Annotated in this window: 24 protein-coding genes and 1 tRNA gene; 18 read left to right on the plus strand and 7 right to left on the minus strand. The window is 66.1% G+C overall.

Annotated features, from left to right (window positions below):
* The first annotated feature begins 11 nt into the window (after window positions 1-11).
* The 13 genes from CEK29_RS02560 to CEK29_RS02620 all read left to right on the plus strand — a co-directional run bounded on the left by CEK29_RS02560 (window position 12) and on the right by CEK29_RS02620 (window position 11,847).
* On the plus strand, window positions 12-1,271 hold the full coding sequence (locus CEK29_RS02560) for a YeaH/YhbH family protein (RefSeq protein ID WP_094857234.1): 1,260 nt from the start codon (window positions 12-14) through the stop codon (window positions 1,269-1,271).
* Window positions 1,268-2,806, plus strand: coding sequence for a SpoVR family protein (locus tag CEK29_RS02565; RefSeq protein WP_094798620.1), 1,539 nt, complete (start codon window positions 1,268-1,270; stop codon window positions 2,804-2,806). The genes CEK29_RS02560 and CEK29_RS02565 overlap by 4 nt, the downstream gene beginning before the upstream one ends.
* Before the next feature lie 217 nt (window positions 2,807-3,023).
* Window positions 3,024-3,114, plus strand: a tRNA-Ser gene (locus tag CEK29_RS02570).
* Between the two features lie 386 nt (window positions 3,115-3,500).
* Complete coding sequence (locus tag CEK29_RS02575) at window positions 3,501-3,962, plus strand: VOC family protein (protein ID WP_094798621.1); 462 nt, start codon at window positions 3,501-3,503, stop codon at window positions 3,960-3,962.
* A complete protein-coding gene (locus tag CEK29_RS02580) occupies window positions 3,959-4,819 on the plus strand; it encodes a branched-chain amino acid ABC transporter permease (RefSeq protein ID WP_094798622.1) in 861 nt (286 codons plus the stop codon). The genes CEK29_RS02575 and CEK29_RS02580 overlap by 4 nt, the downstream gene beginning before the upstream one ends.
* A complete protein-coding gene (locus tag CEK29_RS02585; RefSeq protein WP_094857236.1) occupies window positions 4,819-5,805 on the plus strand; it encodes a branched-chain amino acid ABC transporter permease in 987 nt (328 codons plus the stop codon). Before CEK29_RS02580 ends, CEK29_RS02585 begins: the two co-directional genes overlap by 1 nt.
* Window positions 5,806-5,873: 68 nt before the next feature.
* A complete protein-coding gene (locus CEK29_RS02590) occupies window positions 5,874-7,127 on the plus strand; it encodes an ABC transporter substrate-binding protein (protein WP_094857237.1) in 1,254 nt (417 codons plus the stop codon).
* A gap of 10 nt (window positions 7,128-7,137) precedes the next feature.
* Entirely contained in the window at window positions 7,138-7,881 is a 744-nt protein-coding gene (locus tag CEK29_RS02595) for an ABC transporter ATP-binding protein (RefSeq protein ID WP_094857238.1), read from the plus strand.
* The gene (locus CEK29_RS02600; RefSeq protein ID WP_217903854.1) at window positions 7,881-8,588 is read left to right on the plus strand and encodes an ABC transporter ATP-binding protein; all 708 of its coding nucleotides are present in this window, start codon (window positions 7,881-7,883) and stop codon (window positions 8,586-8,588) included. Before CEK29_RS02595 ends, CEK29_RS02600 begins: the two co-directional genes overlap by 1 nt.
* Window positions 8,589-8,711: 123 nt before the next feature.
* Complete coding sequence (locus tag CEK29_RS02605) at window positions 8,712-9,593, plus strand: glycine betaine ABC transporter substrate-binding protein (RefSeq protein ID WP_255176045.1); 882 nt, start codon at window positions 8,712-8,714, stop codon at window positions 9,591-9,593.
* Window positions 9,594-9,621: 28 nt separating this feature from the next.
* Window positions 9,622-10,098 carry an Atu1372/SO_1960 family protein gene (locus tag CEK29_RS02610; protein ID WP_094798628.1) on the plus strand — a complete coding sequence of 159 codons (477 nt, stop codon included), beginning with the start codon at window positions 9,622-9,624 and terminating at the stop codon, window positions 10,096-10,098.
* 121 nt (window positions 10,099-10,219) lie between these two features.
* Window positions 10,220-11,041 carry an IclR family transcriptional regulator gene (locus tag CEK29_RS02615; protein ID WP_176456819.1) on the plus strand — a complete coding sequence of 274 codons (822 nt, stop codon included), beginning with the start codon at window positions 10,220-10,222 and terminating at the stop codon, window positions 11,039-11,041.
* Between the two features lie 350 nt (window positions 11,042-11,391).
* Window positions 11,392-11,847 (plus strand): hypothetical protein, encoded by a 456-nt coding sequence (locus CEK29_RS02620; protein WP_094857240.1) that lies wholly within the window; start codon window positions 11,392-11,394, stop codon window positions 11,845-11,847.
* A 53-nt stretch (window positions 11,848-11,900) separates the two neighbouring features.
* Here the strand turns inward: CEK29_RS02620 and CEK29_RS02625 are convergent, their stop codons facing one another.
* The 3 genes from CEK29_RS02625 to CEK29_RS02635 all read right to left on the minus strand — a co-directional run bounded on the left by CEK29_RS02625 (window position 11,901) and on the right by CEK29_RS02635 (window position 14,876).
* Window positions 11,901-12,653: a hypothetical protein gene (locus CEK29_RS02625; RefSeq protein WP_255176046.1), complete on the minus strand. Its 753-nt coding sequence runs from the start codon at window positions 12,651-12,653 to the stop codon at window positions 11,901-11,903.
* Window positions 12,644-13,141 carry a hypothetical protein gene (locus CEK29_RS02630; RefSeq protein ID WP_141218289.1) on the minus strand — a complete coding sequence of 166 codons (498 nt, stop codon included), beginning with the start codon at window positions 13,139-13,141 and terminating at the stop codon, window positions 12,644-12,646. Before CEK29_RS02630 ends, CEK29_RS02625 begins: the two co-directional genes overlap by 10 nt.
* Window positions 13,142-13,469: 328 nt before the next feature.
* Complete coding sequence (locus CEK29_RS02635) at window positions 13,470-14,876, minus strand: GntP family permease (protein WP_094857242.1); 1,407 nt, start codon at window positions 14,874-14,876, stop codon at window positions 13,470-13,472.
* Window positions 14,877-15,040: 164 nt separating this feature from the next.
* Between CEK29_RS02635 and CEK29_RS02640 the strand changes: the two genes are divergently transcribed.
* Window positions 15,041-15,979: a succinylglutamate desuccinylase/aspartoacylase domain-containing protein gene (locus CEK29_RS02640; protein ID WP_094857243.1), complete on the plus strand. Its 939-nt coding sequence runs from the start codon at window positions 15,041-15,043 to the stop codon at window positions 15,977-15,979.
* A 156-nt stretch (window positions 15,980-16,135) separates the two neighbouring features.
* Here the strand turns inward: CEK29_RS02640 and nudC are convergent, their stop codons facing one another.
* From nudC to CEK29_RS02655, 3 genes are all read right to left on the minus strand, one after another.
* Window positions 16,136-16,903, minus strand: a complete 768-nt coding sequence (gene nudC, locus CEK29_RS02645) for an NAD(+) diphosphatase (protein WP_170948371.1) — start codon at window positions 16,901-16,903, stop codon at window positions 16,136-16,138.
* 165 nt (window positions 16,904-17,068) lie between these two features.
* Complete coding sequence (locus CEK29_RS02650) at window positions 17,069-18,058, minus strand: tripartite tricarboxylate transporter substrate binding protein (RefSeq protein ID WP_094798634.1); 990 nt, start codon at window positions 18,056-18,058, stop codon at window positions 17,069-17,071.
* Window positions 18,059-18,130: 72 nt separating this feature from the next.
* Window positions 18,131-19,255 carry a muconate/chloromuconate family cycloisomerase gene (locus CEK29_RS02655; RefSeq protein WP_094857244.1) on the minus strand — a complete coding sequence of 375 codons (1,125 nt, stop codon included), beginning with the start codon at window positions 19,253-19,255 and terminating at the stop codon, window positions 18,131-18,133.
* A 101-nt stretch (window positions 19,256-19,356) separates the two neighbouring features.
* On the opposite strand from CEK29_RS02655, the gene CEK29_RS02660 reads away from it, so the two are divergent.
* The 3 genes from CEK29_RS02660 to CEK29_RS02670 all read left to right on the plus strand — a co-directional run bounded on the left by CEK29_RS02660 (window position 19,357) and on the right by CEK29_RS02670 (window position 23,209).
* Entirely contained in the window at window positions 19,357-20,244 is an 888-nt protein-coding gene (locus CEK29_RS02660; RefSeq protein WP_094798636.1) for a LysR family transcriptional regulator, read from the plus strand.
* 175 nt (window positions 20,245-20,419) lie between these two features.
* Window positions 20,420-22,678 (plus strand): outer membrane protein assembly factor BamB family protein, encoded by a 2,259-nt coding sequence (locus CEK29_RS02665; RefSeq protein ID WP_094857245.1) that lies wholly within the window; start codon window positions 20,420-20,422, stop codon window positions 22,676-22,678.
* Window positions 22,679-22,849: 171 nt separating this feature from the next.
* Entirely contained in the window at window positions 22,850-23,209 is a 360-nt protein-coding gene (locus CEK29_RS02670; RefSeq protein WP_141218290.1) for a hypothetical protein, read from the plus strand.
* Here the strand turns inward: CEK29_RS02670 and CEK29_RS02675 are convergent.
* On the minus strand, window positions 23,185-23,556 hold the full coding sequence (locus CEK29_RS02675) for a helix-turn-helix domain-containing protein (protein ID WP_094798639.1): 372 nt from the start codon (window positions 23,554-23,556) through the stop codon (window positions 23,185-23,187). The genes CEK29_RS02670 and CEK29_RS02675 overlap by 25 nt on opposite strands.
* 264 nt (window positions 23,557-23,820) lie before the next feature.
* Between CEK29_RS02675 and CEK29_RS02680 the strand changes: the two genes are divergently transcribed.
* Window positions 23,821-24,576, plus strand: coding sequence for a response regulator transcription factor (locus CEK29_RS02680; RefSeq protein WP_249278932.1), 756 nt, complete (start codon window positions 23,821-23,823; stop codon window positions 24,574-24,576).
* The last annotated feature ends 30 nt before the right edge of the window (window positions 24,577-24,606 follow it).

The following is a 24,606-nucleotide window of genomic DNA, read 5'->3' on the forward strand; positions in this document are numbered from 1 at the left end:
CGAGGTGAACCATGAATTCGCTCATCGATCGTCGTCTCAATGGCCGCAACAAGAGCGCCGTCAACCGCGAGCGCTTCTTGCGGCGCTACAAGGAACAGATCCGCAAAGCCGTACAGGATCTGGTCCGTGAGCGTTCCATCGCCGACATGGACCAGGGCGGGGAGATCAACCTTCCCGCCCGGGACATCTCGGAACCGCATTTCCGCCACGGGCAGGGCGGTGACCGCGAAATGGTGCACCCGGGCAACCGGGAGTTCGCCAAGGGCGACACCATCGACCGGCCCCAGGGCGGCGAGGGCGGTGGCGGCTCGGAGCCGGGCGAGGGGGAGTCGGTGGATCAGTTCACCTTCAGCCTCTCGCGCGCCGAGTTTCTGCATCTCTTTTTCGAAGACCTCGAACTGCCGCACCTGGTGCGCACGCAGCTGGGCGATGTGTCCCAGAAGCGCTGGCAACGGGCCGGCTACACCACCACGGGCTCGCCCAGCACGCTGAGCGTCAACCGCACCCTGCGCGCCTCGCTGTCACGGCGTGTCGCACTCGGGCTGCACGCGCGCAGCGAGCTGGAGCAGGCCGAGGCCGAGTTGGCCGAGGCGTTGGAGGAGGGCGCCGACGAGGTGCGTCTGCAAGCCCTGCAGCTGCGCGTGGACGAAGCGCGGGGGCGTTCGGCCCGCGTGCCGTTCCTCGACGAGATCGACCTGCGCTACCGCAACCGCGTGCCGGTGGCGGTGCCGGTGGCACGCGCGGTCATGTTCTGCCTGATGGACGTGTCCGGCTCCATGGACGAAGGCAAGAAAGACCTCGCCAAGCGTTTCTTCACGCTGCTGTACCTCTTTCTCTCGCGCAAGTACGAGCGTGTCGAGGTGGTCTTCATCCGCCACACCGACAACGCCGAAGAGGTCGACGAGCACACGTTCTTCTACGATCCCAAGAGCGGTGGCACGATCGTGTTGTCGGCGCTCGAGCTGATGCATGAGATCGTGCAGGAGCGCTACTCGCCATCTGCCTGGAACGTCTACGCGGCGCAGGCCAGCGACGGCGATTCGTTCGGCGCCGACGCGGGCAAGAGCGCACGCTTTCTGGCCGAAAAGCTGCTGCCCGCCACGCGCTACTTCGCTTACATCGAAGTGCCCGACTCGCAGGAGGCGCGCAAGAGCAGCCTGTGGGCCGAGTACGAGCAGGAGACCGCGCCGCACTTCGCGATGCGCCGCATCTGCGAACGCGGGGAGATCTTCCCGGTGTTTCATGACCTGTTCAAGAAGGAGGTCGCATGAACGCCATCGCGGGTTCGCGCGCCGAGCTGGAGGCGGTCCGGCGTGCCCGGCCCATCTCCGAGGGATCCGAATGGACCTTCGAGCTGATCCAGCAATACGACGAGGTCATCGCCGCCACGGCGCGCGAGTACGGTCTCGACACCTACCCCAACCAGATCGAGGTGATCACTTCCGAGCAGATGCTCGACGCCTACGCCTCGGCGGGCCTGCCCATCGGCTATCCGCACTGGTCGTACGGCAAGGAGTTCATCCGCAACGAGCAGTACTACCGCAAGGGCATGCAGGGGCTGGCCTACGAGATCGTGATCAATTCGAACCCGTGCATCTCGTATCTCATGGAAGAAAACTCCATGGCGATGCAGGCGCTGGTGATCGCGCATGCCTGCTACGGGCACAATTCCTTCTTCAAAAACAACTACCTCTTCCGGCAGTGGACCGACGCCGACGGCGTGCTGGACTATCTCGTGTTCGCGCGCCGCTTCGTGATGGAGTGCGAAGAGCGCCACGGCATCGAGGCGGTCGAGGCCATCCTGGACTCCTGCCACGCCTTGCAGATGCATGGGGTCGACCGCTACAAGCGTCCCGCGCCGATCTCGTACCGTGAAGAGGCGCAGCGTCAGGCCGAGCGCGAAGAACATGCACGTCGCCAGTTCAACGACCTGTGGCGCACCGTGCCCAAAATGCCCGCCGCGCCCGAGGCCGAGAAGCGCAGCGTGTTCCCGCCAGAGCCCGAAGAAAACATCCTGTACTTCATCGAGAAGTACTCGCCCACGCTCGAGCCCTGGCAAAAGGAGCTGGTGCGCATCGTGCGCAAGGTGGGGCAGTATTTTTACCCGCAGACGCAGACCAAGGTGATGAACGAGGGCTGGGCCACGTTCTGGCACTACACCCTGCTCAACCGCCTGCATCAGCGCGGCCAGGTCAACGATGGCTTCATGATGGAGGTGCTGGCCAGCCACACCAATGTCGTGAGCCAGCGCGGCTTCGACGAACGCGGCTACGGCGGCATCAACCCGTACGCGCTCGGCTACGCCATGATGACCGACATCCGCCGCATGTGCGAAAACCCCACCGACGAAGACCGCCGCTGGTTCCCCGACATCGTCGGCACCGACTGGGTCAAGACGCTGGACTTCGCCATGCGCAACTTCAAGGACGAGTCCTTCATCTCGCAGTACCTCTCGCCCAAGCTGATCCGCGAGTTCCGCTTCTTCGCCGTGGCCGACCACCAGTCCAATCCCAAGCTCGAGATCGCGGCGATCCACGACGACGAAGGCTACCGCCACGTGCGCCGCCTGCTGGCCGCGCAACACAACCGCGACAACCAGGTGCCCGACATCCAGGTGGTGCGCTACTTCCGCGAGTCCGACCGCTCGCTGGTCCTGCGCCACACCCAGAGCCGCGGCCGTCCGCTCGACAGCGGCGAGGCCGACCAGGTGATGAAGCACCTGGGCCGGCTGTGGGGCTTCCGCGTGCGGCTCGAAGAGGCTGCGACCGACGGCACCGTGCTTTCGTATCGGCAGATCGAGCCCTAGCGCAGCTGCCCGCTGGCACGGCGCAGAGCAGGACGGGGCGCAGCCACCGGACTCCCGGGTGGTGCGTCCCTTTTTCATGCGCGGCGTGGCGGTCGCGCCATCGGCCCTCCCCACAGTCGCGGCGATTCTGCTAGAATCGCGGATTCGCGTTTTCGGTAGTTCCTTTGCGCCCGTGGTTTGACCCGGCGCAAGAGCCACGAAAGCCGATTCCAAATCAGGACAGGTGGCCGAGCGGTTGAAGGCGCACGCCTGGAAAGCGTGTATACGTCAAAAGCGTATCGGGGGTTCGAATCCCCCTCTGTCCGCCAGAACAATCAGGGCGCAAGCCCTGAACAAAAACCCCGCGGGAGCGATGCTCCTCGCGGGGTTTTTGTTTTCCGTCTGCGCTTAGCGAACGTGCGAGCGGCTCTCGTGCGCCCGCCGTACGACGCGATCTCCCCCTCGAGGTCCGGCAGCGCGGCGCCCGGCGAGTGCGGCCGCACACCCGCCACTCGCCGCCCGTTGGGGCGGTCACGCTCTCCCCGGAACGCGGCTGTGTCGTCCCCGCTACCGCTGCGCACCCAATACTCGGACGAGAGATGCGTCCCCGAAGCGGCAACTGCCTTGACGCTCGTATGGCCAGCCTTCTATAACTGCATCGTAACTAAATAATCAACCGGTTGATTATTTATCAACAATGAAGCAGGAGACAGAAGTGAAAGCCATCGACCTCAACCATTTCACTTTGCGCACCCCGAAGCTGGAAGAAACCCGCCGTTTTTTCGAGGAGGTGGTAGGCCTGCGGGTCGGCAACCGCCCCGATTTCAAGTTTCCCGGCTACTGGATGTATTCGGCGGCCGGTTTGCCGGTGCTCCATATGATGGCGCGCGATACCGGCGACGCCGAACTGGTGCGCTACCTTGGCGACCGCGGCCAGACTTCCGGCAGCGGCGTGGTCGATCACATTTCGTTCAACTGCGAGGGCCTGCCCGGATTCGAGGAGCGTCTGAAGAAGGCCGGCTACCCGTACCAGCCGCGCACGGTACCGGGCGAGGGGCTGCACCAGGTGTTCGTCGTCGATCCGAACGGCATCACGTTCGAATTCATGTTCAAGCAAAGCGAACAGGCCAGCTGGATCGCCGACGACGCGGGCGTCGCCATCGGGAGTGCCCGGTGAGTCTTTTCTTGACGGTGACCCTGAACGGGCTGACCGTGGCGGCCCTGTATTTTCTGGTGGCAGTCGGCTTCACGCTGATCTTCGGCCTGATGCGCTCGGTCAACCTGGCGCACGGTTCGCTCTACCTGCTGGGGGGCTACCTCGGCTACCAGGTCGGCGAGTGGAGCGGCAGCTGGTACCTGGCGGTGTTGGCCGGGGCCTTGATCGTCGCCGTGCTCGGCATGGCGATGCATCTCTTCTTTCTGGACTGGATGCAGGGCGAGGACCTGCGCCAGGCACTGGTCAGCATCGGCCTGTCGGTCGTCATCGCCGACCTGCTGCTCGCCAGGTTCGGCAGCCTGACCTTGCAGTTCCAGCCGCCCGAGTTCCTGCAGCACAGCGTCGAACTGCCGCTGATCGGCGCTTATCCGCTGCTGCGTCTGAATCTGCTGCTGGTGGCGCTAGCCATCGGCATCTTGCTCTGGCTGGGCCTGCACCGGACGCGCTTCGGGGTGGCCATCCGGGCCGGCGTCGACGACCGCGAGATGCTCTCTGCGCTCGGCATCAACACCTCGCGCCTGTTCGTGCTCGTGTTCGCCGTCGGGGCCGCGCTGGCCGGCCTGTCGGGCGTGCTCGGCGGCACGGTGCTCTCGGTATCGCCCGGCGAGGATGCGCGCTACCTGCTCTCGTCGCTGGTCGTCACCATCGTCGGCGGCATGGGCAGCATCGTCGGTGCGGCGGTCGGTGCGGTGCTGGTCGGGCTGGTCGAGCAGTGGGGTCTGGCCTACCTGCCGACTTACGCCTACATGCTGATCTATGTCTTGATGACCGGGGTGCTCGCCTTGCGGCCGGCCGGCCTGTTCGGAAGGAAAGCCTGATGTCCACGCCGCTCGAAACCCGCCTGATCCGCTACGACCTGGCGCTGCTCTGCTGGGCCGTGCTCTATCCGTTTCTCATGCCGGATTTCTGGGTGCTCAACATCGGTGCGCCCAGCCTCTTCTTCGGCCTGGTCGCCCTGTCGCTGAGCTTTCTTGCCGGTTACGGCGGCATGGTCTCGCTCGCCCAGATGACGGTGGCCGGCGTCGCCGGCTACGCGCTCGCGCTGACCAGCGTCAATGCCGAGGCGATGGGAGTGCCGCTGCCCTGGCCCCTGGCCGTCGCCTTCGCCGTACTCGTCGCGGTGCTGTTCTCGATCTTCGTCGGCTTTCTCGCGGCGCGCACCGAAGGCATCTATCTGTTGATGATCACGCTCGCCATCGGCATGGGCTTTTTCTTCCTTGTCCAGCAGAACGACACCGTGTTCAACGCCTTCAATGGCCTGCAAGGGGTGGCGGTGCCGCAGTTGTTCGAGCGGCCGATCCGCAGCGAGGCGCAATTGTTTTACTTCATCTGCCTCGGTGTCGCAGCGACGTTCTATGCCGGTATCCGCTACCTCGTCGCGACACCGGCCGGGCTGGCCTTGCAAGCGGTGCGCGACGATCCGCGCAAGGCGGCGGCGCTCGGCTATTCGGTGCTGGCGATCAAGGTGGCCGCGTTTGCCGCGGCCGGCGTGCCGGCGGCGCTCGGGGGTGTGTTGATGGTTTGGTACAACCAGCGCATTTCGCCGGGCTCGGTCGATCTCGGCGGCATCACCGCCATCCTCATCATGGCCGTGGTCGGCGGCCTGCGCCACCCGGCCGGTGCCTTCATCGGGGCCGTGCTCTACGTCCTGCTTCAGAACTTCGCCGGAACGATCGTTGGCGCCGATCGTTTCAACCTGCTGATCGGCTCGATATTCCTCGCGATCGTCCTGTTTTCTCCGGACGGTCTGCTCGGCATCGCGCGCCGTCTGCAGGCGGCGATGCAACGCCGTCGCGCCGCTTGACCCGGCTGCGTCGGCCGACCGAGCCACGCAGCCGCTACGGTACCTACAAAAATCATGGAGACCTTGAAATGAAAAAACTGCAACCTACCCGGCTGGCCGGCGCCATTGCCGCCGTTGGCCTGGTGCTGGCAGGCGGTGTCGCACAGGCCCAGCAGACGCTGAAAATCGGCACCCTGCTCGTTCTCGAGGGGCCGCTCGCCGCGCTCGGTCAGGATGGGAGTCGCGGCATCGACCTGGCGCTCGAAGAATTCAAGAACGGCATTGCCGGCAAGAAGATCGAGGTCATCCGCGAATCGACCAACGCCAAGGGCGATGTCGCCGTGACCAAGGCGCGCAAGCTGCTCGACCAGGACAAGGTCGACCTGATCGTCGGGCCCTTGTCGGGCGGCGAAGGGTTGGCCATCAAAGAGCTGGCCAAGACCATCCCGGCCAAGACGTTCGTGAACGGCACCGCAGCGGCGCAGGAAACGACGTTGCGCGACCCCGCCCCGAACTTCTTCAGCTTCAGCACGGACGGGGCGCAGCGCGTTGCCGGCCTGGGCAACTACGTCTACGACGAGAAAAAGTATCGCAATGTCGCCGTCGTGGCCGAGGACTACGGCTTCCCTTATGCCCAGGTCGCCGGTTTTGTCACCGAGTTCTGCCGCAAGGGCGGCAAGGTGCCGAGCCGCTTCTGGGTTCCGCTAGGCACGAAGGATTACAGCACGGTGATCGCCCGCATTCCCAAGGATGTCGACGCCGTGTTCGTCGTGCTCGGCGGGGCCGACGCGGTCAATTTCCTCAGCCAGTACTACCAGGCCGGCGGCAAGGCGCCGCTGATCGGCGGCTCGATCACCGTCGACTCGATCGTCCTGAACAGCCGCGGGCCGTTCCAGCAGCGCGTCGTCGGCATTCCGTCGGCCAGTTCCAGCGCCGACGAGAACGAGGATCCAAAGTGGAAGGAATTCGTACGCCGCTATCGCGCCAAGTTTCCCGATGCGCTGTCGGCGCCGTCGAGCATGGCGCACGGCTACTACATCAGCATGAAGGCGGCGCTGCTCGCTCTGGAACAGGCAGGCGGCGACGTCTCCGGCAACCAGGACAAGCTGAAGGCGGCGCTGCGCCAACTCAAGTTCGAAACGCCGACCGGCATCTACAGCCTCGACCAGAACCGTCAGGTGATCGCCGATGCCTTCGTCACCGAAGTCGCCCGGCGTCCTGATGGCAGCCTCTACAACAAGGTGGTCAAGGTCAGTCCGCAGGTGAACCAGACGCTGGGCGTGCCGCGCGAGGAATTCCTCGCCGCCGGTCCGGCTTCGCGCGACAACCCGGTCTGCAAGTGAGCGGCGCGGCATGAGCGTGCTGGCACTGCATGTCGACGCGGTCGAACGCCGCTTTGGCGCCTTGCGCGCCATCGCCGGCGTCGACCTGCGGATCGCCCCAGGGGAGCGTCGCGTTTTGCTCGGTACCAACGGTGCCGGCAAGACCACGCTGTTCAATATCATCGCGGGCGATTTTCCGCCCAGCGCCGGGCGCATCGTGTTCCACGGCAAAGATGTCACCGCGCTGCCCGCGCATCGCCGGGCGCGCCTGGGCATTGCCCGCACCTACCAGACCTCGTCGCTGTTCAAGGGCATCAGCATCGAACAGAACCTGAGCGTCGCCTGGCGCGGCAGCCGGCCCGGCCGTTTCGGCGTGCTGCGGCCAGGTCGTCTCGACGAGGGCGCGCGCAAGGTGCGCGAGGTGCTGGCGGCGGTCGGTCTGGAACACAGTGAGCACCGTCCTGTGGCCGAGCTGTCGCACGGCGAGCAGCGTCAGCTGGAGTTGGGCATGGCGCTGATGCAAACGCCTCGCCTGCTGCTGCTCGACGAGCCGGCGGCCGGGCTGAGTCCGGCCGAACGGCCGCTGCTGCTGGAACTGATCCGCAACCTGTCGCGTGACATCACGCTGATCATGATCGAGCACGACATGAACGTTGCCTTGCAGATCGCCGACGAAGTGACGGTGATGAAGGACGGCGAAATCGTCGCTTCCGGCAAGCCGGACGAAATCCGCGTCAATCCTCTGGTGCGCAAGATTTATCTGGGAGAGGGCTGATGGAAACTCTGCTCAAGCTCCATAACGTCACTGCGTGGCTGGGCGGCATGCCGATTCTGCACGGCATCGATTTCAGCATCGGCAACGAGGCGCTTGCCATCGTCGGGCGCAACGGCGTCGGCAAGACCACGCTGTGCAAATCGCTGATGGGCATGGTCGACCGTATCGAAGGGTCGATCCATTTCGAAGGCAGCGAGGTGGCCGGGGTGCAGCCTTTCGAGATGGCGCGCCTGGGCGTGGCGTTGGTGCCCCAGGGGCGGCGGGTTTTTCCGTCGCTCTCGGTGCACGAGCATTTCACGCTGACCGCCGGCATCCGGCCCGGCGCGTGGACGGTGGAGCGGGTGTACGACACCTTTCCCCGCCTCGCCGAGCGCCGGCGCAATCGCGGCAACCAGTTGTCGGGCGGCGAACAGCAGATGCTGGCGATTGGCCGCGCACTGCTGCTCAACCCCAGCCTGCTGGTTCTCGACGAACCGTCGGAAGGCCTGTCGCCGCTGGTCGTGGAGCACTTGCAGGGGGTGTTGCGCCGGCTGGTGGACGAAGAGGGGATGTCGCTGCTCGTCGTCGAACAGAATTTCCGGCTTGCCGTCGCACTGTCGGAACGCATGCTGGTGATGGAGTCGGGCGAGATCGTGCTTGATCTGCCGTCGTGCCAATTCGCAGCCGATGCCGAGTTGCAGGAACGCTACCTCGGGGTCGGTCACTGAGCTCGCCCATGTTGGAAAGAAAGACGATGTCGATGAAACGCATCCGGGCCCATCCGGCCTTGCTGCGCGAACTGTACAAGGCGCTGGCCTGAGGCCGGTGGTCATTTCATTAAGGAACTCACCATGAATCCGAATCGCCGATACTTTCTCGCCGCGTCCGCCGGCATCCTGGCCGCCGGTGCCTCAGGTATCGCTCGCGCGGCAATGGCCGGCCGCAAGCTGGTCGTCGGCCAGATCGCGCTGTCCTTCCATGCCGCCAGCGGCTCCATCGCCCGCCAGTTGCTGGCGTTGCAGGGCATCGAGACCGAGGTCAAGGAAGCGCCGCACGAAAAGATGTTCGAAATGCTCGGCAAGGGCGAGGTCGACATGCTCGCCTCGGCCTGGCTGCCCGGCAGCCACGGCGGCTATCTGGCGCCGATGGTCTCGGAAGTCGAGAAGCTGACCGTGCTGTACGAGCCGTACACGCTGTGGGGGGTGCCGGATTATGTGCCGGCCGGTGAAGTGTCCGCCGTTGCCGATCTGAAAAAGCCGGAAGTCGTGGCCCGGATGACCAAGGTGATCCAAGGCATCGGGCCAGGCGCGGGGATCAGCCGCTTCTCGCGCGAGATCGTCAAGGAGTACGGCCTCGACACCCTCGGCTATGAGTTCCGCAACGGCACGCAGGCCGGTATGGAGCGGGCCTTCGAGAGCGCTGTCGCCGAAAAACGCTGGGTGGTCGTGCCGCTCTGGCAGCCCCAGCATTTGCACCATACCTACAAGATCCGCGAACTGGCCGAGCCGAAAGGTCTGTTGCGCGGCAAGGATCAGGCGACGCTGCTCATCCGCAACGATGCCCGCCACCTGCTGCCGGCCGACGCACTGGCCAGCCTGCGCCGGGTGACGCTGGGTAACGCCGCGATGACCGAGCTCGACTACCTGATCAACGTCCGCAAGCTCAGTCCGATGGCTGCGGCAGCCGATTGGATGAAGCGCAATCCAGCCATCGTCGCTCGCTGGAGAGCCTGAAAAAACAACGAGAACAAGGAGGCAGACGATGTACCCCGAGAATCATCCCGAAACCCGCCTCGCGGCGATGGGCCACCGCTTGCAGCCCGCCCGCGCCGGGGTCGGTGCGTACGTGCCCTGGGTTCGCACCGGCAATCTGGTCCACACCTCGTTCCAGTTTCCCTGGCGCGAGGGCAAGCTGGCCTACACCGGCCGCGTCGGCGCCGAAGTGAGCACGGAGCAGGCGGTCGATGCAGCGCGCCTGGCGGCGCTGGCCGGGCTGGCGCAGCTGAAGGAAGCCGCGGGCGGAGACCTGGCCCGGGTGCGGCTGGTCCGTCTCGACGGCCATGTCGGTTGCACCATGGAGTTCAAGGACATCCCGCATGTCCTCAATGGCGCCTCCGAACTGCTCACTCAGGTGCTGGGCGTGGCGCATTGCCGCACCGCGCTCGGCCATATGGTGATGCCGCTCGATTCGCCGGTAATGCTCGGGTTCCTCGCCGAAATCGACGACGCCCCGACGTAATGACGGTGCCCTGCCTACCCGCATTCGCGGGGGGCAGGACGCCGTGGCATGGCAATGTTGTCAGTTAGAATCAAGTTCTCCGAACGCTCTGACACCGTCGCAACCGATGGTTGATTTGCCCATGTCCGCCCTCATGCCTCACGTCGAGCCCCGTGCCGGCGAAACCGCGCCAGAGAAACCCGGCCCCAATGCCATCATCGGCTCCTTCGACAAGGGGCTGAATATTTTCGAGTTCCTGATCGATTCCGATGAACCGATCCGCATTGTCGACGTGGCGCGTGAGTTCGGTATCGACAAGAGTTCGGCCCTGCGTTTTCTCAATACGCTGGAACGCCATGGCCTCGCGCAGAAGAACCCGCTGGACAAGACCTACACGGTCGGCGCGCGCATTGAGTACTGGGCCAAGAGTCTGCGCCAGCCGAAGGCCCTGGTCGACATCGCCCGGCCCTACCTGCGCAGACTTTCGGAATTGACGGGCCAGACCTCGCACCTGGCGATCATCGAGGGCGACCGGGCCATTCTGCTCGAAGTCATGCCCAGTGACAGCATCGTTTCCGTGCGTCAGGCCGCCGGCGACTGGGAGCCGCTCTACTGCACCGCGGTCGGCAAGGCCATCCTGGCGCATATGTCGCCCGCCGACCAGGAAAGGCTCATCGCCCAGATGCATTTTCGCCGCCTGACGGAGACGACGATCACCTCGGCAAAGCAGTTGCGCCGCGAACTCGATCGAGTGCTCGATGAGGGGGTTGCGTTCGACGACGGGGAAAGTAACCCGCACGTCTCCTGCATTGCGGCGCCCTTGCTCGATCGCCATGGGGTCCCGCTGGCCTCGGTCGGGATTTCCATGGTCACCTCGCTGCATGAAGGCGGACCGCGCCAGCAGGTGCCGATGCTAGCCGCGGTGCGGCGCATCGCCGACGAAATCACCGCTTCCTTGCTCTAGGAATAGACGCCGCTTCAGTCGAGACTGGGTAATCGCCCGGCCGCGCGTGGCATCGGCATAGATCCACGACGGGAAAGATGCCCCCGGTCGCGCCACCGCGTGGCGACATGGACAGATGCATCCGTCGCGTCACCGCGCGGCGACAGCGAAAGATGCATTCGTCGCGTCACCGCACGGCGACAGCGAAAGATGCCTCCGACGCGTCACCGCACGGCGACAGGGCGCGGCGAACTCGCGGGCAGAGACCGATAAGCGGTTTCGGGTGATAAAGTCGTCGGTCGTCCCACCGCCGGGCTGCGTCCCGGTCGTCCCACCGCCGGGCTGCGCCCGCGTGCCACAGGAGTTTGCCAATGCGCCGTCTTCTCGTTCGCTCCCTGCTTGTTGCCAGCCTCGCTGCCGCATCCCTCGGCACCGCCCAGGCGGTGCAACTGAGCGCCGAATGCAAGAGCCCGCAGGGCACGTTTTTCCACGTGCCCGCGGGCAAGTCAGAGCCTGTGCAGAAGAAGGCGGGCTACAAGAACAGCACCTGGACGCTGGTGTGGGACAGCGCGCGGCCCGAGCAGGGCATCATCCGCCACACGTCCACCGACGCCGGCGAGCCGCCCGGCGAACAGCTCGCGGATGTCATCGATGGCCGTCCTGCCCTGATCACGTTCCTGGTGCCCGATGGGCCCGAGATCATGGTGTATTCGCTCTATCCCACCAAGGGTCTTCTACTGGCCTCGCTGCACGGGCCGTCCAACGCGACGGCCGACGCGACCGGGGGTACGTTCACCGCGCGCTGCAAGGTGAGCAATAGCCGGTGAGACCATCTGCCGTGTGAGGGGCTTCAGAACGACTCTGCTACGCGAGTGACAACTCAATGAATCTGTGTAGCCAGGAGGCTGCTGAAGTCCGCTGCGCTAAAACTCACGGTCTTCCCGGTGTAGTAGTTTGCTCGCTCGAACTGCTTGGCGCCGACGGACCGCTGGCTTTCCACCGTGGCCAGAACGAAGCCGGGTAAGCCTTCTTGCTGGTAGCGCATGTGAACAATCTCGGCTTCCAGCAAGCGCTGAATTCCGGTGGCAGCTATGACGATAAGGGGAGGCGAGCTTGATATCACGTGGTCCGCTTTGAAGTCTCCTGCAATCGGCAAGATGACGTCATTCTCGTAAGAGAAGCCGAGCGTGGCTGCGGCCGCTTCGACGGCCTCAGCCACTCTTTTTTTGAAGTCACTCTCCTTGCGTGGCTGGCGGGCTGTCGCGAGGGCGTATAGGCTTTGTGCAGCTTCCGCTACTCGGAAGATATAGGCGGGGATCAGGCGCTCGTCGGAAGCGTGCGCGCGAAGGACTTCGTCCTCGTCTATTGAGACCGGGGAGTACGTTGGCAGATCTGCCAGCCAGCGTTGCACCGCTTCGAGTTCGACGTCACCATCCGCCATGGATGCATAGAGAGAGGACTCGCCGTTCTCGTCGACGGTGAAGCCATGCTCATTCGCACGTACTCGAACCACGATGTGATCTCCGCTGCCGGAGTACTGAAGCGGCGTGACGACGCGCTGCACGCCACCTTCATCGGCGTGCACTTCAAATAAGGCGCAAATGGCCTGCTTGATAGTTCGGGTCAATTCCATAGCCGAGCAGACTGTCCGTCGTGCGGGTTATCAATTGTAATGCCGCAGATGCGGCAGAAGATTTCAATCAATGCCAGCCTGTCTGCCGCCTTCGCGGAATCCAGGCGGCGCGTCTTGACCTTGAGCTCTGTGCAGCCATGCAGCATACGGTTGGTGTAGTCGGCGTCGGATCCGCAGGGCGTCACGCAGTGAAAACCCTTGTGGCTGGGATGCCAGTGGAACTCAAGCAGCGTTCGAAAATTGCCGCCAGAAAGGAGCTCGATCAGGTAGGCATAGAACGATCGATCCGTCAGAATCGCGCCATCGCGCCAGATAAAAAGCACGCGATGCGATTCGGACACCGTGATCATGTTGGTGCCCTGCGCTCGAGGGCGGCCCAGCCGACGATACTGGCCGGGTAATGTGTGCTTTCTTAGCGGCGAGAACGAGGGAAGGTCGGAAAGGACTTTCGGCGTCTTTTTGTGCTGCTGAAGTGTTCTTCGATCCATATGGAGCTTTGCCTTGATGAATGTTGAAGCTTCGCTGCACTCAGTGGACGTGCGTGGCTAAAGGCCAAGCCTTTTCACCTGATTGCTTGGGGCAGTAAGGGCGGCGCGCGGAACGCCTCGCACATAAGTATCATGCGATTTTTAGAGGGGCAAGGGCGTGGCGAGCGAGCTGGCGTCCGGTTTCTTCACTTCAGCGATTCCGGCCGCTCGTTCCCGGTTTTCACATCAGATCTCAACGAACGCGTCACGCCAGCTACCCGCGTTGCTTGAGGTTCGCTCCAGTACTTATTGCCGCGGGCCGATGGCCCGCAGCAAGCTCACTTCAAACTTAGAAACTGCCGAACATCGTTCCGAGCGTGATCACCAGCGCCAGTGCCGGCAGCGGGATCATGATGGTGACGGCCGCGATGTCGAGGTACGACTGGCGATGATTCAGTTTGCAGATCGCCAGCAGCGTGATGATGGCGCCGCAGTGGGGCAGGGTGTCCATGCCGCCCGCCGCCATGACGGCCACGCGGTGCAGCAGCTCGGGGCTGATGCCGGCGGCTTCGGCCATGCGGAGGTAGTCGGCGCCGAGTGTCTGCAGCGCGATGCTCAGGCCGCCGGAGGACGAGCCCGTGATGCCGGCCAGCACGTTCATCGCGACCGCCTCGGAAATCAGCGGGTTGGTCGGCGAGATGTTCAGCACGGCGTCGCGGATGATGGCGAAGCCCGCGAGGCTGGCGATGACGGCGCCGTAGCCGACCTCGGAGGCGGTGTTGAAGAGCGGCAGCATGAAGCCGAACACGCCCTTGTTCACGGTGCCCTTGAGGTCTTCCCATTTGCCCAGGCGCATCAGCACGAGCGTGAGGCAGGCGACGGCCAGCGCGATGATCAGCGACCAGAGGCCGGTGGTCTTTTGCGGATCGACATTCTGGAAGCGCTCGCCCAGGAAAGCGAAGTCCATGCCGGGGAAAATCACGTAGGTGAAGAGTGCGTTCACGCCGACCACGAGCAGCAGCGGCAGCAGCGCCAGCGGCACCGGCATGACCGACCAGCGGCCCTGTTCGGCGGGCTGATCGGGATTGGTCTGCTCGTCGGCCTCGCCGTGTTCGCCGAAGCCTTCGCCCGCCGCGTGGGCTTTGACCGCGCGGCTTTGCAGCCACCACAGGCCGCCGCCGAACATGACGAGTGCGCCGATCAGGCCCAGGCCCGGGGCCGCGAAGACGTTGGTGTTGAAGTAGGGGATGGGGATGGCGTTCTGGATCGACGGCGTGCCGGGCAGCGCGGTCATGGTGAACGTGAAGGCGCCCAGCGCGATGGTGCCGGGAATCAGGCGCTTGGGCAGGTCGGCGGCCTTGAACAGGCTGACGGCCACCGGATAGAGCGCGAAGGCCACGACGAACAGCGACACGCCGCCGTAGGTGAGCAGGCCGCAGGCCACCACCACCGAGAGGATCGCGCGGCGCGGGCCGAGGCTGTTGACGATCCACCTTGCGAGCGTGTTGGCCGCGCCGGAGTCCGCCATCAGCTGGCCGAACAGCGCGCCGAGCAGGAAGATCGGCAGGAACTGCAGCACATAACCGCTCAGCGCGGTCATGAAGGTGGAGGTGTAGATGGGAAGCAGGAAACTGCTATCGCCCGAGAGCACCACCGCTATCGCGCCCATGATCGGTGCGAGCAGCAGCACCGTGACACCGCGATAAGCGAAATACATCAATAGCGCCAATGAAATGACGATGGCCAACATACCCATCCCGCGATCCTCCGGTTGACGTTAAAACGGACATCATCGCAGGAAGAGGCGGCTGTGCGCTACCTTGTTGGCGCCGGGTTGAGACGGATCAGTGAATTCGCGCGGCGGCCAGGGCGGCGAACTGCGTTATCGTGATGGGCTCTCTCCCTCAACGCGAGCCGCTCATGTCCGCACAACCGTTGCCTCCGCCTCTCGAAGTCCTGCCCCGCGACATCTCCGCCTATCGCCAGGGCAACACCGGGATCGATTACGTGCATCGTTTCGAGTCCGGCAAGCCGGGCCCGCACGTGCTGATCAATGCCCTCACGCATGGCAACGAGATCTGCGGCATGGTGGCGGCGACGCATCTGCTCGATACCGGGGTGCGCCCGAAGATCGGGACACTGACCGTGAGCTTTGCGCATGTGGAAGCGTACGAGGCGTTCGACGCCGAGCGCCCCTACGAGAATCGGCAGCTGGTGCACAACCTGAACCGCATCTGGACCACCGAGATGCTCGACGGGTCGGAAGACAGCCCCGAGCTGCGCCGTGCGCGCGAGCTGCGTCCGGTGATCGATGCGGCCGACTGTGTGCTCGATATTCATTCCACGAGCGCGCCGGTGCGGCCGTTCTGGGTGTATTACGACTCGCCGCGCAATGCCGCGCTGGCGGCCGCGGTGGGCGCGCCCGACGTGCATCTGCTGATGCCGAATGGCAAGGGCCCGGGCTCGCCCCTGATCGGCTACGGCCGTCATGGCGGCGATGCGGTGAACAGCCTGGGGTCGTTGGTGGTGGAGTGCGGTCAGCACTTCGCGCGCTCGGCGGCCGAGTTGGCCACCGACACGACGCTGCGCTTCCTGGCGCATTTCGGCCTGATCGATGCGCAACAGGCCGCGCCCATCACGCCGAAGCGATTCCAGCTGCTGCAGGTGCATGTGGTGAAGTCGGATGACTTCCACTTCGCGCGACCGGTGATCGGCTTCGAGACGTTCGCCAAGGACGAGCTCATCGCCGTGAACGGCGACGAAGAGATCCGGGCGCTGTGCGACGACTGCACGATCTTCATGCCGGCGCGCGTACCGATCGTTGGACGCGAAGCGGTCTACTTGACCGTGCCGGTGTGAGGCGGCCGGCGAGGTGTGGCCGGCCAGGTGCGGCCGGCGAGGTGTGGCCGGCGAGGCGCGACCAATCAGGTGCGGCCGGCCAGGCGCGGCCGGCTAGGCGCGGCCGGCGAAATGCGGCCGGCCTGACCTGCCACCCTTGCCCGGCCACTACCGCTTTCAGTCGACCCGCACGCCCGGCGGCAGATTGGCGCGCACCAGCCTGCCCGCGATGGATTCGCGCATCGGGATGTCGGGAAACGGCTCACCGGGCCCGAACCACTGCGCGTCCGCGATCTCGTCTTCCTGGACTCGGATGTCGCCGCCCGCATACTCGGCCGTGAACGCAATCATGAGCGAGTGCGGGAAAGGCCAGGACTGGCTGCCGAAGTAGCGCAGGTCGCGCACCTTCAGGCCGACTTCTTCCTCGACCTCGCGGTGCACGGCGTCTTCGATGCTCTCGCCGGGCTCGACGAAGCCGGCGAGCGCGGTGTAGCGCGCCTGCGCATAGCGGGCGTGGCGGGCCAGCAGCAGCGCATCGCCGCGCTTGATCAGCACCATCATCGCCGGCGAAATGCGCGGGTATGCATGCAGGCCGCAAGACGGGCACGTCAGGCACAGCTCGTGGCCCGCCTGTTGCATGGGCGTGGCGCAGACGCCGCAGAATCGATGCGTGCGCACCCACTCTGCGATCTGAAAGGCGCGGCCGGCGAGCGGACCGTGCTCGCCCAGCTCGGAGAGCAGCGCGCGCAGCTTGCGAAACGCGTAGCCGGCGGGCGCTTCGGCGTCACGGGCGATGTGGGTGGTGCGCTGGTGCGGGTCGCGGCCGAACCAGATCGTTTGCATGCTCTCGACGCGCACGCCGAGCCCTTCACAGACGGTGGCGTCGGGCAGTTCGATGCCGTCCTCGCGCACCAGCAGCTCGTCGCCGCGGAAAATGAAATTCACGACAGGATCCTCGTGGTTGCGCCCGCCTTGAACGCGGGCGCTCAGCTTGTGCGAGCTAGTGTATTCCTCGATGCTGACTCCTGCTCGAACGCGGCGGCTCGCCACAACGCAAAACGGCCCGCTTCCGCGGGCCGCAGCACTTCCCGGCACGAGGCCGCGACGTGTTTACTGGATCTTGATGTTGCGCTCTTTCACCAGCACCGCCCACTGCGCGGTTTCCTTGGCGAGGTGATCACGCAGCTCGACGGGGCTGCCGCCGATGGGCTCCGCGCCGATCGAGGCCATCGCGTCCTTCACCTTGGGGTCGGACAGCGCCTTGCGCATCGAGCTGTTCAGGCGCTCCACGATCTCCGGCGGGGTGCCGGCGGGCGCGAAGGCGGCGAACCAGGGCATCAGCTCGTAGCCGGGCACGCCGGCTTCGGCCATGGTGGGCACGTCGGGCAGGGCGGACGAGCGCTTGGCGGTGGTCACGGCCAGCGCGCGCAGCTTGCCGGCCTGGATGTGCGGCTTGGCCGAGGTGATGCTGTCGAACATGTAGTCGACCTGACCGCCGAGCAGGTCGGCGACGGCGGGACCGCTGCCCTTGTACGGCACATGCAGCAGGTCGACCTGGGCCAGCGAGACGAAGAGTTCGCCCGCCAGGTGGATCGAGGTGCCCACGCCGGCCGAGGCGTAGGTGTAGTGGCCCGGCTTGGCCTTGGCTTGCGCGATAACGTCCTGCACGCTCTTGGCGGTGCTGCGCTCGGCGTTGGCGACCAGTACGTTGGGCACGACGGCCAGCAGCGAGATCGGCGCGAAGTCCTTCTGCGGGTCGTAATTCATGTCGCGATAGAGCGCGGGGTTCACGGCCATGCCGTTGGCCGCGATCATGATCGTGTAGCCATCGGGGGCCGAGCGCGCGACCGTGGCCGCGCCGATGTTGCCGCCCGCGCCCGCGCGGTTTTCCACGACGAACGAGGTGCCGAGTTCACGGCCCATGGCTTCGCCCAGCGTGCGGGCAATGCTGTCCATGGCGCCGCCCGGCGGGAACGGCACGACCCATTTGATGGGACGATCCGGGTAGCCGGCGGCCTGCGCGGCCAGCGGCGCGGCGAGCGCGGCGCCGCACAGCGCGAGGCCGGTGGCCAGGCGCGCGAGGGATTGTTTGATCTGCATGGTTTGTCTCCTGTGTTTATTGTGGCCCGCGCCGCGGCGTGCGCGCTGCCACCGTGACCGCTGCGTGGGCGTTCAGTCTTTGCGGCGATAGAACGCCAGTTTGTCTTCGTCCAGCACGATGCCCAGACCCGGGCCCGGCGGCAGGTGCATTTCGAAATCGGTGAAGGTCGGCGGCGTCGCGACGATGTCGTCTTTCAGCAGCAGCGGACCGAACAATTCGGTGCCCCAGGCCATCGTCGGCAGGGCGCAAAAGGCGTGAGCCGAGGCGATGGATCCCACCGACCCCTCGAGCATGGTGCCGCCGTAGAGCGCCATGCCGGCGGCATCGCCCACCGCGGCCACGCGCATGACGCCGGTCAGGCCGCCGGACTTGGCGATCTTCAGCGCCAGCACGTCGGCCGCGCCCAGACGGGCGAGCTCGAGCGCGTCTTCGGGCGTGCACACGGCTTCGTCGGCCATGATGGGCACCACGAAGCGGGCCGCCAGGCGCGCCATGCCGGCGCGGTTGTCGCGGGCGATGGGTTGTTCGATCAGGTCGACGCCGGCCTCTTCAAGCTTTGCGATCGCGCCGGCGGCGTCGGCCTCGTTCCAGGCCTGATTCACGTCCACGGTCACGCGGGCCCGATCGCCCAGCGCGCGCTTGATTTCGGCCACGTGCCGCACATCGTCGGCGACCGCGCGGCGGCCGACCTTGAGTTTGAAGGTGTTGTGCCGGCGCGCCTCGAGCAGGGCGTGCGCCTCGTCGATGTCGCGCGCGGTGTCGCCGCTGGCGAGCGTCCACAGCACCGGCAGCGAACGGCGTACGGCGCCACCCAGCAGCGTGCTCACCGGCACGCCGAGACGCTTGCCCTGCGCGTCGAGCAGGGCTGTTTCGAGGGCGGACTTGGCGCAGCGATTGCCGCGCGCGATCTTGTCGAGCCGGCGCATCGCGCCGTTCACGTTGGTGGCATCCTCGCCGATCAGCGCCGGCGCCAGATACGTGTCGATCGCCAGCTTCATGCCTTCGGGGCTTTCTTCGCCGTAGGCCAGGCCGCCGATGGTGGTGGCTTCGCCGATGCCTTCGATGCCGTCGCTGGTGCGCACCCGCACGATCACCATCGTCTGGCGCTGCATCACGGCCATGGCGAGCTGGTGCGCGCGGATGGTGGGCAGGTCGACCAGCAGGGTCTCGACGGAATCTAGGGTGATGGCAGTCATACCTGAAACGATGAAAAGTGGACGAAAACCAGTATCCCCATGCCCAGCGTGGCCGTCCAAGACTATATTGGTCTCCATCCATACCTTTAAGGTATCCATCCATGGAACTTCGTCATCTGCGTTATTTCCAGGCCGTGGCGCGCGAGGGCAGCTTCACGCGCGCGGCCGCCACGCTGCACATCGCGCAGCCGCCCCTGTCGCGCCAGATCCGCCAGCTCGAAGAAGAACTCGGCGTCGTGCTCTTCGAGCGCGCGCCTCGCGCGCTGCGCCTCACGGAGGCGGGCCGCTATTTCTATGAACAATCGCTGCAGCTGACCGCGCGCCTGGACGACGTGGTGGCCGGCACGCGCCGGCTGGGGGCGCAGGCCACGCGCTGGTTCGGGATCGGTTTTGTGCCGTCGTCGCTGTACGGCTTCGTGCCCGAGCTGATCCGGCAGGTGCGTCAGGCCGATTCGCGGGTCGAGGTCGGCCTCACCGAAATGACCTCGTTGCCGCAGATCGAAGCCCTCAAGCGCGGGCACATCGACCTCGGCATCGGCCGCATTGCGTTCGACGACCCCGCCATCGAGCGGCGGGTGCTGATGAACGAGCCGCTGGTGGCGGCGCTGCCGATGTCGCACCGGCTGGCAAGCCGCCAGCGCGTGACGGTGGCTGCCTTGGCGGCCGAGCCCTTCGTGCTCTATCCGGCCCGGCCGCGGCCCAACTATGCCGATCATGTGCTGGGCCTGTTCCGCGAGGCGGGGCACGCGCCGCAGGTGGTGCAGGAGGCCAACGAATTGCAGACCGCGTTGGGGCTGGTGGCGGCGGCGATCGGCGTGACCGTCGTGCCGGCCTCGGTGCAGCGCGCTCATCGCGCCGACGTGCGCTATGTGCCCATCGCGGCGGCGGATTTCACCTCGCCGGTGATCGTGAGCTACCGCAAGGACGACAGCTCGGCCTTCCTGATGCGCGTGGTGGCCACGGCCGAGCGGCTGGCGCGAGGCGAATGACGCTCTGCTAGCATACGTGGCACCCGGCAGGGCGGGCCGATCGGCCCACCGCTGTCGCTTCACACAGACGCGCCGGGCATCCAGAGGTGGCAAAACCGTACGCGGCCAGCGCAGCCGCGCGGGACAACGAAGCGCCGGAACGCCGGAACGCCGGCCAGGCCTTGGGGAGTGTGGCATGTCTGCGGTCGACGATGAGTCGGGTAGAAATGTAGTGGCAGTGGGGCTGTGCGTTGTGCTCGCAACGAGCGGCGTGCTGCTGGGCCTGGGAGGCCTCAAGCTGCTCATGCAGGGCGGCTCCGTCTATTTCCTCTGTACCGGCGTGGCCTGTGTGGCCGCGGCCCTGATGCTCTGGTTCGGTCATGCGGGATGCCTCGGCGTCTATGCCTCGATGCTGGCCTGGACGCTCGGCTGGTCGCTCTGGCAGGTCGGTCTGGATTTCTGGGCGCTCGCCGGCCGCCTGGGCCTGCTGTTCGCGCTCGGCATGGCGTTCTGGCTGCCTCCCGTCATGCGCTGGCTGGCGCCCGCGCCCCGCGTCGATCGCGCGGCGCGGCTGGTCACGATGGGGTTTGCCGTGTCGCTCGCGGGCATCGTGGTGGCCGGGGTGCTGCGCGGCAAGCCGGCCTACGAGTCGGGCCCGCAAGCCGTGCCGGCCCTGCGCGCCGACCTGCGCGACGAAGCGGGCGCGCCGCCGACCTCGCCCGACTGGCCGTACTACGGCAACGACGCCGGCGGCACGCACTACAGCTCGTTGGCGCAGATCCGCCCCGACAACGTGGCCGGGCTGCGCGTTGCCTGGACCTACCGCACCGGCGAATGGCCCGCCGCCGACAACGAGCCGCGCCGGCTCGAGGTCACGCCGCTCAAGGTCGGCGACTCCCTCTATCTCTGTTCGGCGCGCGGTGCGCTGATCGCGCTCGATATCCGGACCGGACGCGAACGCTGGCGTCATGATCCGCACGCTGACGTGGCCGCGGCGAACGCCGCGCCGGTCGCTGATGTGTCGGGCGCCGTGGCCTGTCGTGGCGTGGCGCATCACGTCTTGCCCCGGATGGCGCCCGACGCGGTGTGCGCCGCGCGCATCTATGGCGTCACGCCCGATGCCCGTCTGCTGGCTGTCGATGCGCGCACCGGCGCACCCTGTCCGGACTTCGGCCGCGCGGGCCAGGTGGACATGCGCGACGGCGCGTCTTCGCATCGCAGCTATCACGCGACCTCGGTGCCGCAGGTGGTGCGCGGCCGCGTCGTGCTGGGCGGCTGGCTGAGCGACGGCCAGTCGGTGGGCGAGCCGGGCGGGCGCATGCGGGCCTACGACGCGCGCACGGGCGCGCTGGTCTGGTCGGTGGATCCGGACGAGGCCGGTCCGGGCCCGCGGCCTTCCGAGCCGAACGCCTGGGCTCCCATTAGCGCCGACGAAGCGCTCGGCATGATTTATGTGCCCACCGGCAACGTGCCCGCCGATGCGGGGCTGCCGCAGGGCGCGCAGCCCCGGCGCTACGGCACGGTGCTGGCGCTCGACGCCGACACCGGGCAGCCGCGCTGGACCTTCCAGGCCCGGCGTCATGCGCTGTGGGATTACGACGTCGCCTCGCAACCCGTGCTCACCGACTGGCCCGGCGCGCCGGGGCAGGGCCGTATTCCGGCGCTGGTGCAGGTCAGCAAGCGCGGCCAGGTGTTCGTGCTCGACCGACGCACGGGCGAGCCGTTGCCCGTGCCGGCGCTGGACATGGGCGCACAGACGGAGGGGCCGCTGCGAGAATCCGACATGTGGGGGCTCACGCCGTTCGACCACCTCTGGTGCCGGCTGCGCCTGCGTCAGGCCGCCGCCCTGCAGACCGCGCGCGTCAGCGACGCGCCGCATCTGGATCTGCCGGCCGCGATCGGCGGCGTCAACTGGGGTGGCGTCGCGCTCGATCCGCATCGCGGCGTGCTGGTGCTGAACTGGGCCCGCCTGCCGCTCTACGATCCGCCCGCCGAAGCGAGTTCGGCGTCCAGCGCCACCACGCAGGCGGCGGGTCCGTTTTTGTCGCCGCTCGGGGCGCCCTGTGCCGCCCCGCCGTATGGGCATCTGACGGCGGTGGACCTCAGGCAGGGCCGGGTGCTGTGGCAGGCCCGGCTCGGATCGGCATACGACAGCGTTCCGCTGGGTCTGCGTTCGTTTCTGCCGATACCGCTTGCCACCCGCACCGCCGGGGGCGCGTTGATCACCGGCACCGGACTGGTGTTCACCGTGGCCGCGCAGGAGCAGGCGTTGCGGGCGGTGGATGTGCGCACGGGCGATGTGCTGTGGCAGGACCGTCTTCCGGCGGGCGGACAGGCCGCGCCGATGGCCTACCAGGACGCCGATGGCCGCGCCTACGTCGTCATCGCCGCGGGCGGCCATCCGGCTGCCAGGACGCGGCCGGGCGACTATCTCATCGCGTACGCGCTGCCCTGACTCACCCAGCGGACGCCGATACATTGATTTCCACCCCTGGCCGGCGTTCTGAAATATTATTTAACTTATCTGTTTCAGTATTTAACACTGACGCTGGCGGCGGGGGCTCGCCTCGACTCGCCGGTGAGATGCGCGCAACACAGCGCGCGGTATGACCCAGGGGAGGGCATCATGCAGAACGAACATCCCGGCGCCCAGGAGCAATCGGATCGGAGTGCGCAACAGCCGCAAGAGACGGCAGGGCGGGGCGAAGCCGGCGCGGATCGGCTAGTGCAGGCACTGCAGGCGTCTCGATCCGTCGCGATCGGCTTGCGCAGCCTGCTGAGCATTCTTCAAGAGGATCTGTCGCGGAGCTTTTATGCGCCGGAGCCCGGCAGGCCGCTCGATGTGGCGAGAGCCGACGCGCTGTTCGAGCTGGCCGGCGTCTCGCTCGACCTGCTCAACGACAAACTCGAACACGTGGCCGATTCGCTGGCCGCCAGCGCGCGACGACTGTCCGCCGACCCTCAGCAACCACAGGAATCGATATAAGCCGCCAGCAGAATTTCGATCTGACGCTTTTGCTGGGGTTTTAGGCGCGAATATCGAGCGAAATCAATATTGCGGAAGGGCCAGCGCGAATCGGCGGCGGTCGATTGCGGGTATTGCGGCACGGGGGCGGGATGGGGCGCGGACGCGTCTCCCTCGCCCAGCCAGACGGGCGACACGTTCAGCACCTGCGCCAGTTTGAGCAAAGCCGTGCCCGACGGATGCATCCGCTGGCCGCTTTCGTAATTGCCGATGGCGCTGGGCGTGAGGCCACTGATTTCGGCCAGTTCTTTTTGAGTCCAGCCGCGATGTGCCCTGGCGTCGCGGAGACGATCGCTAAACGTACTCACCCTGATTATTAAACTGTCCGGCCATGTTCGGTTAGTGATTAAAACATATGAAATCTGCGCGATCCATATCGGAAAAGGTGCGAGCGAAAAGGGTTTACCCGCAGCCTGTGATCGCGGGTTTTACTTGATGCTTGAATTAAGTCGGGAAAATCCTAGGCCGTCTGCATACACGACTGTGTTTAACTCATGAAACACGATCGTGTTCAGGGCGGTATGTCGTTCGACCGCCTGTTGGGCCGCGAATGTTCTGCAGGCGGAGTCGCCATGAGTACGCTTACGCCGTCCGTTTTGTTGTGCGCCGAAGGGGCGGGCCCGCACCGCCTCGGTATCTGGCTGTCCCGCTCGGGCTTCGAGGTGCGGGAGTGCAATGACGTCGCCGCGCTGTTTGCGGTGCATGCGGCCCATCGCTGCGCCTTCGTCGTGCTCGCCGCGCCTCATGCCGACGTGCTGATCGCTGCTGCCCGCCTGCGCACCTTGCATCCCGGCCTGGGCATCGTCGCCATGACGCGCGCCGTGCCGCCCGAGATGCGGGTGCAGTTGCTGCTGTGCGGGGTGGACGCCTGCGTCGATCGGGAGACCAGCGAACGCGAAGTCGCGGCGGTCCTGCACGCGCTGGCGCGGCGCTGGACCAGCCCGCTGGCCGACGCCTTCGGCCGGGCGGTGGGCAATGTCGTCGACGAGCAGAGCACGACGCCGAGGCCCGGCGTCCCGCCCGTGGGCAACACCTGGCGCTTGCAGGACGACGGTTGGGTGCTGGTGAGTCCGAGCAACTGCCGTCTCGCCCTGAGCGGAAGCGAACGCGCGCTGGTCGGCGCCTTGATGCAGGCGCCCACGCAGCGCCTGAGCCGCCACGAGCTGATGGATGCCGTCGACGTGCGGCCGGGCCGCAGCGGTGCCACGCGGCTGCGCTACGTCGACGTGCTGGTGTGCCGCCTGCGGCGCAAGGCGGCGGGGCACGATCTGCGTCTGCCCATCCGCGCCGTGCACGGCTGGGGCTATATGTTCAGTGCGGCGGCCTAGGCGCCGCCGCTCCGCGAGCCTCCTAGAACC

Source organism: Bordetella genomosp. 5 (genome assembly GCF_002261475.1).
Taxonomy (GTDB): domain Bacteria; phylum Pseudomonadota; class Gammaproteobacteria; order Burkholderiales; family Burkholderiaceae_B; genus Bordetella.

Bases quoted from the DNA above. Each gene is read 5' to 3' on its own strand.
- CEK29_RS02560 (WP_094857234.1), top strand. From the start codon at position 12: ATGAATTCGCTCATCGATCGTCGTCTCAATGGCCGCAACAAGAGCGCC.
- CEK29_RS02565 (WP_094798620.1), top strand. From the start codon at position 1,268: ATGAACGCCATCGCGGGTTCGCGCGCCGAGCTGGAGGCGGTCCGGCGT.
- CEK29_RS02585 (WP_094857236.1), top strand. From the start codon at position 4,819: ATGTCCACGCCGCTCGAAACCCGCCTGATCCGCTACGACCTGGCGCTG.
- CEK29_RS02590 (WP_094857237.1), top strand. From the start codon at position 5,874: ATGAAAAAACTGCAACCTACCCGGCTGGCCGGCGCCATTGCCGCCGTT.
- CEK29_RS02595 (WP_094857238.1), top strand. From the start codon at position 7,138: ATGAGCGTGCTGGCACTGCATGTCGACGCGGTCGAACGCCGCTTTGGC.
- CEK29_RS02600 (WP_217903854.1), top strand. From the start codon at position 7,881: ATGGAAACTCTGCTCAAGCTCCATAACGTCACTGCGTGGCTGGGCGGC.
- CEK29_RS02605 (WP_255176045.1), top strand. From the start codon at position 8,712: ATGAATCCGAATCGCCGATACTTTCTCGCCGCGTCCGCCGGCATCCTG.
- CEK29_RS02610 (WP_094798628.1), top strand. From the start codon at position 9,622: ATGTACCCCGAGAATCATCCCGAAACCCGCCTCGCGGCGATGGGCCAC.
- CEK29_RS02615 (WP_176456819.1), top strand. From the start codon at position 10,220: ATGTCCGCCCTCATGCCTCACGTCGAGCCCCGTGCCGGCGAAACCGCG.
- CEK29_RS02620 (WP_094857240.1), top strand. From the start codon at position 11,392: ATGCGCCGTCTTCTCGTTCGCTCCCTGCTTGTTGCCAGCCTCGCTGCC.
- CEK29_RS02625 (WP_255176046.1), bottom strand. From the start codon at position 12,653: ATGGAATTGACCCGAACTATCAAGCAGGCCATTTGCGCCTTATTTGAA.
- CEK29_RS02630 (WP_141218289.1), bottom strand. From the start codon at position 13,141: ATGGATCGAAGAACACTTCAGCAGCACAAAAAGACGCCGAAAGTCCTT.
- CEK29_RS02635 (WP_094857242.1), bottom strand. From the start codon at position 14,876: ATGGGTATGTTGGCCATCGTCATTTCATTGGCGCTATTGATGTATTTC.
- CEK29_RS02640 (WP_094857243.1), top strand. From the start codon at position 15,041: ATGTCCGCACAACCGTTGCCTCCGCCTCTCGAAGTCCTGCCCCGCGAC.
- CEK29_RS02650 (WP_094798634.1), bottom strand. From the start codon at position 18,058: ATGCAGATCAAACAATCCCTCGCGCGCCTGGCCACCGGCCTCGCGCTG.
- CEK29_RS02655 (WP_094857244.1), bottom strand. From the start codon at position 19,255: ATGACTGCCATCACCCTAGATTCCGTCGAGACCCTGCTGGTCGACCTG.
- CEK29_RS02660 (WP_094798636.1), top strand. From the start codon at position 19,357: ATGGAACTTCGTCATCTGCGTTATTTCCAGGCCGTGGCGCGCGAGGGC.
- CEK29_RS02665 (WP_094857245.1), top strand. From the start codon at position 20,420: ATGTCTGCGGTCGACGATGAGTCGGGTAGAAATGTAGTGGCAGTGGGG.
- CEK29_RS02670 (WP_141218290.1), top strand. From the start codon at position 22,850: ATGCAGAACGAACATCCCGGCGCCCAGGAGCAATCGGATCGGAGTGCG.
- CEK29_RS02680 (WP_249278932.1), top strand. From the start codon at position 23,821: ATGAGTACGCTTACGCCGTCCGTTTTGTTGTGCGCCGAAGGGGCGGGC.